This window comes from Pseudorhodobacter antarcticus, assembly GCF_900110135.1.
In the GTDB taxonomy this organism is placed as follows: Bacteria; Pseudomonadota; Alphaproteobacteria; order Rhodobacterales; family Rhodobacteraceae; genus Pseudorhodobacter; species Pseudorhodobacter antarcticus.
In genome coordinates this window covers 38,244-50,452 of record NZ_FOCO01000012.1, presented here as the reverse complement: position 1 = coordinate 50,452, position 12,209 = coordinate 38,244, and the positions used below count along the sequence as shown (strand labels likewise).

The following is a 12,209-nucleotide window of genomic DNA, read 5'->3' as shown; positions in this document are numbered from 1 at the left end:
GTGCTGCGGACTTAGCGCACCATCTGTTCCAACGGGTCATACAGCATGGCGCCGCCCCAAGCCGCGTCGGGCAGGCTGTCGGGCTTGAACCGGATATGGGCCAGCTCGCCTCGGCTGAAAAAACGCCGCTTGGTCACCACACCTTCGGGGTCGCGCCACGCATAATCCACCACGCCCGCCGTGATCGTGCAGCGAAAATACACGTCGCATTGGTGAAACCCATGTTCGGGCGCGTGAAATTCATTGATCAGCACCGGGGCCCCCACGGCGACGGTTAACCCCGTTTCCTCATGCACCTCGCGGATCAAATTGTCGGGCAGGCTGCTGTGGCTGTTCACGCCGCCCCCGGGTGCGCACCACAAATCCGACACCGAACCGCGAAAGGCATTGACGAGCAAAAGCCGATCTTGATGCAAGATCAGCGCGCGAACAGCAAGGCGGGGGGGGCGTGGTTTCATCATCCCATGCTGGCCCCGCAACCGCGCGTTGTCCAGACCTAACCGCCGCGCCGGATGCCACCAAAACTCGCCAGCGCCACACCGCCCAGCACAACACCTGCCGCAATCGCAAACTGCAAATCCAACGCCTCCCCCAACCAAACCGCCCCTGCCACCGCCGCCAAAATGGGCACCGACAATTGGGCGACCCCGGCCCGCGCCGCCCCCAATTGCGGCACAACCGCGTACCACAGCGCATAGCCCAGCCCCGATGTCACTGCCCCCGAAACCAGCGCCACAGTGACACCAAGCGTATTCATCCCCGCCGCGTCGACCTGCAATAACAGCGCCAGCCCCGCAATCGGCAAGGCCAAGCAAAAATTCGCCGCCGTGGCCAGCACCGGATCGCGCGCGCCACGCCCCGCCAGCGAATAAATCCCCCAACCAATGCCCGCCGCCGCCATCAAAACGGCGGGCCACAGCGCCACCGCCTGCCCAAATGGCGACACCAGCCAAACCAACCCACCAAAGGCCATCAGCGCCCCCGCCCAACGCGGCATAGGCACCACCTCACGCGCCAAAACCGCCCCGCCAAACATCGTGACCTGCACCATGCCAAACAAGATCAGCGCACCCACACCGGTCGCCAAATCCACATAAGCATATGAAAATCCAAACAAATACACCAGCAGGCCAAACACGCCGCCCGCACGCCCCCGCCACCCCGGCCACCACGCCCCCCTGCGCCACATAACCAGAACCGCCAGCATCACCGCCCCCGCCGCCAGCCGGATCACCGCAAACACAACTGCGTCCATGCCCAATTGACCCACACCAAACCGCGTCAAAACCGAATTGCCGGCAAAGGCCAACATCGCAAGTCCGGTCCACAAAAACAAACGCATCCCGCCCCCCATCATTTGGTCTTAAATATCTCTGCGCGCAGCGCCCGCCCGCAATCCCAAACACTGCCTTAAAACGAAAAAGGGCAGCCCTTGCAGGCCGCCCTTTCCCAAAGTCCCGTAAGGGCTGATTTACATCATGCCGCCCATGCCGCCCATGCCGCCCATGTCACCCATGCCGCCGCCAGCTGCTTCTTTCGAAGGCTTGTCAGCAATCATGGCTTCGGTGGTGATCAGCAAGGATGCGACCGACGCTGCATATTCCAGCGATGTGCGCACAACCTTGGCCGGGTCAATGACGCCGAACTTGAACATGTCGCCATATTCTTCGGTCTGGGCGTTAAAGCCGAACTTCAGGTCTGTGCTTTCGCGGATTTTGCCCGCAACAACCGAACCGTCCACACCAGCGTTCTGCGCGATTTGACGCAGCGGTGCTTCCAGCGCTTTGCGCACAATCGCAATGCCATTGGTCTGGTCAGAGTTTGCACCCTCAAGGCCAACCAGCACTTTGCCAGCTTGCACCAAGGCCACGCCACCGCCCACAACCACGCCTTCTTGCACGGCTGCACGGGTTGCGTTCAGTGCGTCATCGACACGGTCCTTACGCTCTTTCACTTCGATTTCCGACATGCCGCCAACGCGGATCACAGCAACACCGCCAGCCAACTTGGCCACACGCTCTTGCAGTTTTTCCTTGTCGTAATCGCTGGAGGTTTCTTCGATCTGGGTGCGGATCTGGGCCACGCGGGCTTCGATCTCGGCCTTTTCGCCAGCGCCATCGATGATGGTGGTGGTGTCTTTGGTGATGGTAACTTTCTTAGCACGGCCAAGCATGTCCATGCCAACATTTTCCAGCTTCATGCCCAGATCATCGGAAATCACCTGACCACCGGTCAGAATGGCGATGTCTTGCAGCATGGCCTTGCGACGATCGCCAAAGCCTGGGGCTTTTACAGCCGCAATCTTCAACCCGCCGCGCAGCTTGTTCACAACCAAAGTGGCCAAGGCTTCGCCTTCAACATCTTCGGAAATGATCAGCAGCGGCTTTTGGCTTTGGATAACCTGCTCCAACAAGGGAACCATTGGCTGCAAGCTGGACAGCTTTTTCTCGTGCAGCAAAATCATCACGTCTTCCAAGTCGACAACCATTTTGTCGGCATTGGTGACGAAATATGGCGACAGGTAACCACGGTCAAACTGCATGCCTTCGACGACTTCAGTTTCGGTTTCCAGACCCTTGTTTTCTTCAACAGTGATCACGCCCTCATTGCCGACTTTCTGCATCGCGTCTGCGATCTGGCGGCCAATTTCGGCCTCGCCATTCGCAGAAATCGTGCCGACCTGTGCGACTTCAGCGCTGTCCGATACCGGACGCGATGCAGCTTTGATCGCTTCCACGACTTTGGCGGTGGCCAAATCGATGCCGCGCTTCAAATCCATCGGGTTCATGCCAGCAGCAACGGCCTTCAAGCCCTCGATGATGATCGCTTGGGCCAACACGGTCGCCGTGGTGGTGCCGTCGCCAGCCTCATCATTGGTGCGGGAAGCAACTTCCTTTACCATCTGTGCGCCCATGTTTTCGAACTTGTCGGACAGTTCGATTTCTTTGGCAACCGTCACACCGTCTTTGGTGATGCGCGGCGCGCCAAAGGATTTTTCGATAACAACGTTACGGCCTTTTGGGCCCAAAGTCACCTTAACCGCATTGGCCAAGATGTTTACGCCGCGCAACATACGATCGCGGGCATCGGTATCAAATTTGACGTCCTTAGCAGCCATTTTGCTTGCTCCAGTTTGTCTTGAATTTCAGTTGGTTGGTCGCATCAAGCGTAGGGTGGGTGCAAACCCACCGCCCCGCCAAATCACTGGCTTCAGCCAATGATCCCCATGATGTCGCCCTCTTTCATGATCAGCAATTCCTTGCCTTCCAGCGTCACCTCGGTGCCGGACCACTTGCCAAACAGCACGCGGTCGCCAACTTTGACGGACGGTGCGATCAACTCGCCGCTGTCCTTGCGCGCGCCTTCGCCCAGCGCAATCACTTCGCCTTCTGCTGGCTTTTCTTTTGCGGTGTCGGGGATGATCAAGCCGCCTTTGGTCTTGTCTTCGCCTTCGATGCGACGGACCAGTACACGGTCGTGCAGGGGTTTGAATGCCATCTGAGAACACTCCCTTGGTTTCAGGTTAAATTCAGTAGCACTCAGGGTGCCTGAGTGCCAACGATGATTACCTATGCAATGCCCCCCACAGTGTCAAGGGATGGTCCCGGCAGAATTTGATGCAAATCCCGCACCCGATTGCCCCGCCTCTTGGATATGCCGCAATTGCATGGCACCCTGCCCCAAACGCAGCCAGACATCGGGGCTCCCATGCCATTTCGCTTCCTTCTTACCACGCTCATGGCCCTGCTTTGGGGCGCCACCGCACAGGCCCAATGCGTGGGCACCAACCTGATCGACGCGTTGCCGCAAACGGATCAAACCGATCTTACCACCGCCGCCCATGCCGCCCCTTTTGCGACCGGAAATTTTTGGCAAGCCACGCGCGGCGACCAAACTATCACCATTGCGGGCACCTTTCACCTCGATGATCCGCGCCATGATGCGGCCATGCAAACCTTGCTGCCCCACCTTGCCACCGCCACGACTCTGATGGTCGAAGCGGGCCCAGAGGAACAAGCCGCCTTGGACCAAAAACTGGCCGCAGACCCCAGCGCGATGATGGATCCGGGCGGTGCGGGCCTGCAATCCGCCCTGTCGCCCGATGAATGGACGCAGCTTACCGCTGCGCTGCTGCAACGCGGCATCCCCTCTGCAATGGCCGACACGTTGCGCCCTTGGTTTGTGTCCATGCTGTTGGCCATCCCGCCTTGCGCGTTGCAAATGGCCGCCGCCGCCAACGGGCTTGATAAACGCCTGATAGGTGCGGCAACGGATGCGGGCCTGCCCGTCACCGCCCTTGAACACTATGACACCGCCTTGGGCCTATTCGACGGCCTTTCTATGGACGAACAGTTGGTTATGATCGGCAATGCGCTGCACGTCGAACCCCAAGCCGATGATTTCCTGACCACCACCGCCGACGCCTATTTCAAAGGCGACAGCCGCATTGTTTGGGAATTTTCGCGCTATCTTGCCCTACAACTTCCGGGTGCCGACCCTGTGAAAACCAACACAGATTTCGCCAAGACCGAAGCCGCCCTAATGACCGACCGCAACCGCGCTTGGATTGCCCCGATTGAGGCGGCTTTGCAAAACGGCCCCGTCTTTGCCGCCTTTGGTGCGCTGCACCTGTCGGGCGATCAAGGCGTGCTGGCCTTGCTGCAATCGGCGGGGTTCACCATCACCGCCCTGCCCTGACGCCCCCCCCCCCATGACCCACCCCTCATGACGCACCCGTGACAATCCCCGGCGCAGCCCCTATAAGGCGGAAAAATCGCGTAACCCACAGGGGTATCCCCATGACCATCCTCGTTTTCGGCCACAAATCCCCTGACACCGACAGCACCGGATCGCCCATCATCTGGGCATGGTATCTGAATGATGTGCTGGGCACGCCTGCCAAACCCGTGCTGCTGGGCGAACCCAACACCGAAGCGGCGTTTATGCTGACCCATTGGGACCTGCCAAAGCCCGAAATCATCGCTGATGTCGCAGCCACGGACACCTGCTGGATTGTGGACACCAACAACCCGGCCGAACTGCCCGCCTCCATCAATGATGCCAATATCCAAGGTATCATCGACCATCACATGCTGGTGGGCGGGCTGAAAACCCGTGGTCCCATCAACATCACCATCCGCCCGCTGGCTTGCACTGCCACCATCCTGCACGACCTGATGGGTGATGCGATTATGCGCGCCCCACGTGGGATCAAAGGCGCGATGCTGTCGTGCATCCTGTCAGACACGCTGGAATTTCGCAGCCCCACCACCACGCCGCATGACCGCGTGATTGCCGAAAAACTCGCCACCGATTTGGGCGTAAATATCCCCGATCTGTGCGCCGCAATGTTTGCCGCAAAATCCGATGTGTCACGCTTTACCGATGCCGAATTGTTGCGCATGGACAGCAAGGAATACACTGTTGCGGGCAAGGATTTGCGCGTGTCCGTGCTGGAAACCACATCCCCTGCCACAATTTTGGCCCGCAAAGACAGCCTTATGGCCGCGATGACCACTGTGGCCGCGCAGGATAACGCCGACCAAGTCCTGCTGTTCGTCGTGGATATCTTGCGCGAAGAGGCGACGCTGCTGGTCCCCAACGATCTGGTCAAACACATGGCCGAAGCATCGTTCGGCGTCACTGTCATAGGCGATACCGTAGTGCTGCCGGGCGTGATGAGCCGTAAAAAGCAAATCATCCCCGCCCTCAAACTCTAATCCTGAAAGCGCAAAAATGCCCGATATCGTTGATAATTTCTCAGAAATCAGCTTTCGCTACCGCGCCATTTTTTGCGATCTTTGGGGCTGCGTGCATGATGGTCACGCGCCTTTCCCGGCGGCGGTCGCGGCCTTGCAGGCGTACCGCGCCAAGGGCGGCGTGGTCATCCTTGTGTCCAATGCGCCGCGCCCCAAACCCAGCGTGATCGAACAGTTGGACCGCATCGGCGTGCCAAGGGATGCTTATGATGATGTGGTCACCTCTGGCGATGCCAGCCAATACGCCTATTTTTCGGGCGCGGTCGGTCACAAGGTGCATCACATCGGCCCCATGCCCAAAGATATCGCCTTTTTCACCGAATTTGCCGACCCCGCTTTGGCCACCCTCGCCGCCACCAACCCCGTCGAAATTGTCCCGCTGGCCGAGGCGGAGGGGATTATTTGCACCGGCCCGAATGAAGAATTTGATGAAACCCCCGATGACTACCGCGCAGCCTTCCTGCTCGCCAAAACCAAAGGGCTGAAATTCCTCTGTGCCAACCCCGATATCGTGGTCGATCTGGGCGACAAACGCATCTATTGCGCCGGTGCTTTGGCGCAGCTTTACACCGAAATGGGCGGCACCTCGCTGTATTTCGGCAAACCGCATCCGCCCATCTATGACCTTGCGCGCCGCCGCCTGTCCGATCTGATCGGCCAAACCGAAAGCGACGATATCCTTTGTGTCGGCGATGGCATCGACACCGATGTGCTGGGCGCGATGCAAGAAGGGCTCGACAGTCTGTTTTTGACCGAAGGGTTGACCGCAGGCCAATTTGGCCCTGCCGATGCGCTGGACGCGGGCGCGCTGGACACTTGGCTGGAAGGTGGCGACCGCAACCCAACCTATGTGATGGGGCTACTGCGCTGATCGACCGCGCAATATAATTGCCACACACGGCAAATTTTCGGAAATATATTGCGCAACGGATTGCGCCGCGGCGCAGCATTTGCTACACGACCCCCAACACAACCGGTGATCGACCATGTCCGACAACCATCCACGCGGCACCATTTGTATCGAAGATATCGAAATGGGCATGACCCGCCATCTGTATAAAACCATCACCGACCGCGATATCGAACTGTTTGCCGAGGTGTCGACAGACCGCAACCCCGTCCATCTGGATGACGCTTACGCCCGCGACACGATCTTTGAAGGGCGAATCGCGCATGGCATGTTGACCGCTGGCTTGATTTCCGCGGTGATTGGCGAACAATTGCCCGGCCACGGCACCCTCTATCTGGGCCAAAGCTTGAAATTCATGGCCCCCGTGCGCCCCGGCGATACGGTATTTGCCCAAGTCAAAGTCACCGCAATTGATCACGCCCGCCGCCGCGTGACCCTTGAAACCCATTGCGCGGTGGGCGATACCGTTGTGCTAAAGGGCGAAGCGCTGGTTTTGGCGCCCAGCCGCAAATTTGATTGACGCAGGGCCACAGGCCCGCAGGGGCCGCGATGAAGATTTATCAACATTGGCAAGGGGTTGACCCGGCGCATTGCGGCGCGTCTGTGGCACTGGGCAATTTTGACGGGCTGCACCGCGGCCATCAGCATGTGATCAATCTTGCTGCCGCGCACGGCCCGCTGGGTGTTGTCACGTTTGAACCCCACCCCCGCAGCTATTTTGCGCCCCAATCCGACCCGTTTCGCTTGATGAACGCCGAAACCCGCGCCAACCGCCTGTCTCGCCTCAATGTGCAAACTCTGTTTGAACTGCCGTTTGACGCCACCCTTGCCGCCCTTACCCCCGCCGAATTTGTGGACCAAGTGCTGGCAAACGGCCTTGGCGTGCGCCACGTCACTGTTGGCGCGGATTTCTGCTTTGGGCGCGGGCGAAAAGGCACCGCTGCCGATCTGGTCATGCTGTGCGCGGCCCACGGCATCACCGTGCATCTGGCCGATCTGCTGGCAATCGACGGCACCGATATTTCATCGACCCGCATCCGCGCGGCGCTGGCGGCAGGCGACACGCTGGGCGCGCGCCAAATGTTGGGCCATTGGCACCGGATTGATGGCGCGGTGATCCACGGTGAAAAACGCGGGCGCGAGTTGGGCTATCCCACCGCCAATATGGATGTCACGAACCTGCACCTGCCCCGCGCGGGCGTGTACGCCGTGCTGGCCGATGTGCTGACCGGACCACAAGCGGGCCAGTATTTAGGCGCGGCCAACCTTGGCGTGCGCCCGATGTTCGGCGAAAACCGCCCCAACCTGGAAACCTATCTGTTTGATTTCACCGGCGATCTGTACGGCCACCACATTTCCATCGCGTTTGTCGAATGGTTGCGCGGCGAGGCGACATTTAACGGCCTGCCCGCCCTGATCACCCAGATGGATGCCGACTGCGCCCGCGCCCGCAGCGTTCTGGCCGCCCTATGACCGACAAACTGCCCCCCATCGCTGGCAAAAACCTGCGCCCCCGCTTTTGGGAAACTGTGCCGTTGAAAAAGATGTCGGGCGCCGAGTGGGAGGCGCTGTGCGACGGTTGCGGCAAATGCTGCCTGAACAAAATTGAGTATGAGGATGATGGCGAGGTGGAGTTTACCCGCGTCGCCTGCCGCCTGCTGGACGGCGACACCTGCCGCTGTTCCAACTATGCGATCCGCCACAATTATGTGCCCGAATGTGTGTCGCTGACCCCCAAAAAGCTGGAAAAAATCGCCTATTGGCTGCCGCAAACTTGCGCCTACCGCCTGCTGCACGAAGGCAAACGGTTGGAGGAATGGCACCCGCTGGTGTCCGGCGACCCGGAATCAGTGCACACCGCAGGCATGTCGGTGCGCGGCTGGACTGTATCGGAATCCGATATCGACGAAGAAGACTGGCAAGATTACACGATAGAGGAGCGCCCTTGATGTTTTTCGCATCCGATAACGCAGCCCCCTGCCCGCCTGCAATTATGGACGCGTTGATGCGCGCCAACGCCGGGTTCGCGATGTCATACGGCGCAGATGCCGCCACAACCGCCTTGCGCGACCAAATCCGCACGCTGTTCGACGCACCTGAGGCGGAGGTGCAATTGGTCACCACAGGCACCGCCGCCAACGCGCTGGCGCTGGCGCTTTATACCCCGCCTTACGGTTCAATTCTGTGCCACCGCCATGCGCATATTGAAGAAGACGAATGCGGCGCGCCCGAATTTTTCACCGCCGGGGCAAAGCTTCATTTGATTGACGGCGCGCATGGCAAAATCACCCCCGATGCGCTGACCACGGCGCTTGCGGGTGCTGGCGGTGCGGTCCATTCCGTGCAACCCAGTGCCCTGTCGCTGACCAATGTGACCGAGGCGGGCACAGTTTACACTGTGGCGGAAATCACCGAACTGGCAAGCATCGCCAAAGCGCGAGGTTTGGGCGTTCACCTTGATGGCGCGCGCTTTGCCAATGCGCTGGCCGCAACCAACGCCAGCCCCGCCGATATGACATGGCGCGCAGGCGTGGATGTTTTGTCGCTGGGCGGCACCAAAAACGGGCTGCTGGCAGCCGAAGCGGTGGTGCTGTTTGACCCCTCCAAAGCGTGGGAATTAGCGCTGCGCCGCAAACGCGCGGGCCACCTAACATCAAAAATGCGCTATGTCTCGGCGCAAATGGCGGCTTGGCTGGACGGTGGTTTGTGGCTGGATATGGCCACCCACGCCAACGCCATGGCCGCGCGGCTGGCCACAGGTTTGGCAATGATTGAGGGCGCAACGCTGGCGCATCCGGTCCAAGCCAACATCGCCTTTGCCCGCCTGCCCGCCTCCGCCCATGCCCGCGCCAAAGCGGCGGGCGCGGTCTATTATGACATGGGCGACGGTCTGTGCCGCCTTGTCTGTTCATGGTGTACCACGGCAGATGATGTGGACGCGCTGCTGGCCGCCTTCAACGGCTAACCGCCTGTATTGGCAATAAATTTCGCCATGACCCCAGCACAGTCTGCCGCATGGGTCACGGGCAACATATGCCCCGCCCCCGGCACTACCACGCGCTGCACTTGCGGCAAGCGGCGCGCCAATTCAGCGTTCACAGCCCCGATCACCGCCGGGCTGTCTGCCCCCTCCAACAGCAAAACCGGAACGCCCAGCCCCTCTAACCGGCCATAGGTCAACAGCCCCGCTGCATCATCCAACAATGCAGGGTTTTGGGCCGCGATCAGTCCAATCCGGTCCATAATATAGCAGCGCTGATGTGCAGGCAGCGCGTCAAACGGCGCGTCCCGCCCCCAAATGCCCTGAAACGCCGCCGCCGCCTGCGCTGCATCCCCCGCAGCCAGCGCCGCTGCAAATCCCGCGTGCTGCGCCAGATGCGCGCTAAATTCCGGCCCACCCGCCGAACGTGCCGCACAAAACAACACCGGTTCAATCAACGTCAGGCTGGCGATATGGTCCATATCCTCCAACGCAATGCGCAAAGCCACGGTCGCGCCAAAGCTGTGACCAATCAAATGCACGGGGCCACTTGGCATCGCCCCCATCGCTTGGCGCGTCACGGCCCTGTGATAATCGCCGCGCCCCTCCCAATCGCCGCTGCGCCCGTGGCCCAACAGGTCAATCGCGGTCAAACACAGCTCCGGCAAGCCCTGCGCCACCCCCGCCCAAATCCCAGAATGGGCCAAGGCGCAATGCAAGGCCAACGCGGGCGCACCCGCCCCAGCAATCGCCGCATCAAAAACGCGCGCAAACGTGGGCACCCCACCAAAAACCGGCAAATCCATTCAGATTTTGCCCGCCAGATGCAAATCCAAATCCTCCAACCGGTCCTGCCCCCAGAACCGCGCGTCGCCCACCATGTAAAACGGCACCCCAATCACACCGCGCGCCACGGCCTCCTCAAGGTTGGTGCCATACGCCTCGGCGCTCGCCAACATGTCGCGGCTGGCCAAATCCGGGTCAAACCCCGCCTCCGCCAGCGCGGCACGGATCACATCATCCTCCGCCACATTGCGGTCCTCTGCCCAACACGCCCGCGTCAGCGCATGCACCAAAACCCCCATATCCCCACCACCAGCCGCCTGCGCCGCAATCACCGCATAGGATGAAGGCGCGCGGTTGGTCGGGAAAAACGCAGGCCGCGCCGACATCGCCAACCCCAGCTTTGCCGCCTGCCGCGTGCGGTCCTGCAGGCCGTAATCGACACGCGCCGGATGCACCTCGGCGGGTTTGCCCATCCGCGCAAACAGCGCCGGGCCGTCCAGCGGTTTATAGGTGATGGTGGCGCCATGCTTGGCCGCAATCGCCTCCATCCGCGTGCCTGCCAAATAGACAAAGGGCGAAATCGTCGCAAAGTAATAGTCGATATGGGCCATTTCGCAGGGTTCTCCGTTGCACAAGGTTTGCAAGACCCTAACCCGGTGGTAAGCCGTGTCAACGCGCATCCGATTCCTCCGCAAAGGACACAAACATGGCCCCGATGAACGAACCAAAGCTGATCTCTGGCAACGCCAACATGCCGCTGGCCACCGCCATCGCGCGACGCATGTCGCTGCACCGGGGGATGAGCGTCGGGCTGGTCGACGCGCGGGTGGAACGGTTCAACGACGGCGAGATTTTTGTCGAAGTGTTCGAAAACGTGCGCGGCGAGGATATGTTCATCATCCAGCCCACATCGAACCCCGCCAATGACAACCTGATGGAACTGCTGATTATGACCGACACGCTGCGCCGGTCGTCCGCGTCGCGCATCACCGCCGTGATCCCCTATTTCGGCTACGCCCGCCAAGACCGCCGCACCAAAGCCCGCACCCCGATTTCCGCAAAACTGGTGGCGAATATGATGGTCGAGGCGGGGATCGAACGCGTGCTGACACTGGACCTGCATGCCGCCCAAATTCAAGGGTTTTTCGACATTCCCGTGGACAACCTCTATGCCTCGCCCATCTTCGCCCTTGATATCATGGCGCATTTCAAAGGCTCGATGTCGGACATGATGGTGGTGTCACCCGATGTCGGCGGCGTGGCCCGCGCGCGCGAATTGGCCAAACGCATCGGCGCGCCGCTGTCCATCGTCGACAAACGCCGCGAAAAGGCTGGTGAGATTGCCGAAATGACCGTGATCGGCGACGTTGCGGGCAAAAAATGCATCATCGTGGACGATATGTGCGACACGGCCGGCACCCTATGCAAAGCCGCCGAGGTGCTGCTGGAAAATGGCGCGTCCGAAGTACACGCCTACATCACCCATGGCGTCATGTCCGGCCCCGCGGTGGACCGCGTGACGCAATCGGTGATGAAATCGCTGGTGATCACCGATTCGATTGCGCCCACGGATGCGGTGAAAAACTGCCCCAATATCCGCATCTTGCCGACCGCCCCGATGTTTGCCCAAGCGATTTTGAACATCTGGAACGGCACATCGGTATCATCATTGTTTGAAACCGAAACCCTTAGCCCGATTTACGAAGGCATGTATCAGCGCAGCTGACAAAAGGGGCGGTGGGTTTGCACCCACCCTACCCCCGGTGCGTAGGGT

General features: G+C 60.3%; 14 protein-coding genes. 8 read left to right on the top strand and 6 right to left on the bottom strand.

Features of this window, described 5'->3' with window-relative positions; translation table 11 throughout:
• Positions 1 to 11 precede the first annotated feature (11 nt).
• The 4 genes from BMY36_RS08100 to BMY36_RS08085 form a co-directional block, all read right to left on the bottom strand.
• Positions 12 to 458, bottom strand: coding sequence for an NUDIX domain-containing protein (locus tag BMY36_RS08100; protein WP_050518691.1), 447 nt, complete (start codon positions 456 to 458; stop codon positions 12 to 14).
• A 38-nt stretch (positions 459 to 496) separates the two neighbouring features.
• Positions 497 to 1,342 carry a DMT family transporter gene (locus BMY36_RS08095; protein ID WP_050518692.1) on the bottom strand — a complete coding sequence of 282 codons (846 nt, stop codon included), beginning with the start codon at positions 1,340 to 1,342 and terminating at the stop codon, positions 497 to 499.
• Between the two features lie 129 nt (positions 1,343 to 1,471).
• Positions 1,472 to 3,118, bottom strand: a complete 1,647-nt coding sequence (groL, locus tag BMY36_RS08090) for a chaperonin GroEL (RefSeq protein WP_050518633.1) — start codon at positions 3,116 to 3,118, stop codon at positions 1,472 to 1,474.
• A 92-nt stretch (positions 3,119 to 3,210) separates the two neighbouring features.
• Complete coding sequence (locus BMY36_RS08085) at positions 3,211 to 3,498, bottom strand: co-chaperone GroES (RefSeq protein ID WP_050518634.1); 288 nt, start codon at positions 3,496 to 3,498, stop codon at positions 3,211 to 3,213.
• A gap of 240 nt (positions 3,499 to 3,738) precedes the next feature.
• On the opposite strand from BMY36_RS08085, the gene BMY36_RS08080 reads away from it, so the two are divergent.
• The 7 genes from BMY36_RS08080 to BMY36_RS08050 all read left to right on the top strand — a co-directional run bounded on the left by BMY36_RS08080 (position 3,739) and on the right by BMY36_RS08050 (position 9,634).
• Entirely contained in the window at positions 3,739 to 4,698 is a 960-nt protein-coding gene (locus BMY36_RS08080) for a TraB/GumN family protein (protein WP_139193977.1), read from the top strand.
• Positions 4,699 to 4,799: 101 nt separating this feature from the next.
• The gene (locus tag BMY36_RS08075; protein ID WP_050518635.1) at positions 4,800 to 5,720 is read left to right on the top strand and encodes a manganese-dependent inorganic pyrophosphatase; all 921 of its coding nucleotides are present in this window, start codon (positions 4,800 to 4,802) and stop codon (positions 5,718 to 5,720) included.
• Positions 5,721 to 5,736: 16 nt separating this feature from the next.
• Complete coding sequence (locus tag BMY36_RS08070) at positions 5,737 to 6,630, top strand: TIGR01459 family HAD-type hydrolase (RefSeq protein WP_050518636.1); 894 nt, start codon at positions 5,737 to 5,739, stop codon at positions 6,628 to 6,630.
• A 115-nt stretch (positions 6,631 to 6,745) separates the two neighbouring features.
• Complete coding sequence (locus BMY36_RS08065; RefSeq protein ID WP_050518637.1) at positions 6,746 to 7,189, top strand: MaoC family dehydratase; 444 nt, start codon at positions 6,746 to 6,748, stop codon at positions 7,187 to 7,189.
• A gap of 29 nt (positions 7,190 to 7,218) precedes the next feature.
• On the top strand, positions 7,219 to 8,142 hold the full coding sequence (locus tag BMY36_RS08060; RefSeq protein WP_050518694.1) for a bifunctional riboflavin kinase/FAD synthetase: 924 nt from the start codon (positions 7,219 to 7,221) through the stop codon (positions 8,140 to 8,142).
• Positions 8,139 to 8,618, top strand: a complete 480-nt coding sequence (locus BMY36_RS08055) for a YcgN family cysteine cluster protein (RefSeq protein WP_050518638.1) — start codon at positions 8,139 to 8,141, stop codon at positions 8,616 to 8,618. Before BMY36_RS08060 ends, BMY36_RS08055 begins: the two co-directional genes overlap by 4 nt.
• Positions 8,618 to 9,634 carry a threonine aldolase family protein gene (locus BMY36_RS08050; protein ID WP_050518639.1) on the top strand — a complete coding sequence of 339 codons (1,017 nt, stop codon included), beginning with the start codon at positions 8,618 to 8,620 and terminating at the stop codon, positions 9,632 to 9,634. Before BMY36_RS08055 ends, BMY36_RS08050 begins: the two co-directional genes overlap by 1 nt.
• Here BMY36_RS08050 and BMY36_RS08045 read toward each other — a convergent pair.
• Together BMY36_RS08045 and BMY36_RS08040 are read right to left on the bottom strand one after the other, a co-directional pair.
• Positions 9,631 to 10,455, bottom strand: coding sequence for an alpha/beta fold hydrolase (locus BMY36_RS08045; RefSeq protein WP_082224763.1), 825 nt, complete (start codon positions 10,453 to 10,455; stop codon positions 9,631 to 9,633). The two genes, BMY36_RS08050 and BMY36_RS08045, sit on opposite strands and share 4 nt — an antisense overlap.
• A complete protein-coding gene (locus tag BMY36_RS08040) occupies positions 10,456 to 11,046 on the bottom strand; it encodes a 2-hydroxychromene-2-carboxylate isomerase (protein ID WP_050518640.1) in 591 nt (196 codons plus the stop codon).
• Positions 11,047 to 11,141: 95 nt separating this feature from the next.
• On the opposite strand from BMY36_RS08040, the gene BMY36_RS08035 reads away from it, so the two are divergent.
• The gene (locus BMY36_RS08035; protein ID WP_050518641.1) at positions 11,142 to 12,161 is read left to right on the top strand and encodes a ribose-phosphate pyrophosphokinase; all 1,020 of its coding nucleotides are present in this window, start codon (positions 11,142 to 11,144) and stop codon (positions 12,159 to 12,161) included.
• The last annotated feature ends 48 nt before the right edge of the window (positions 12,162 to 12,209 follow it).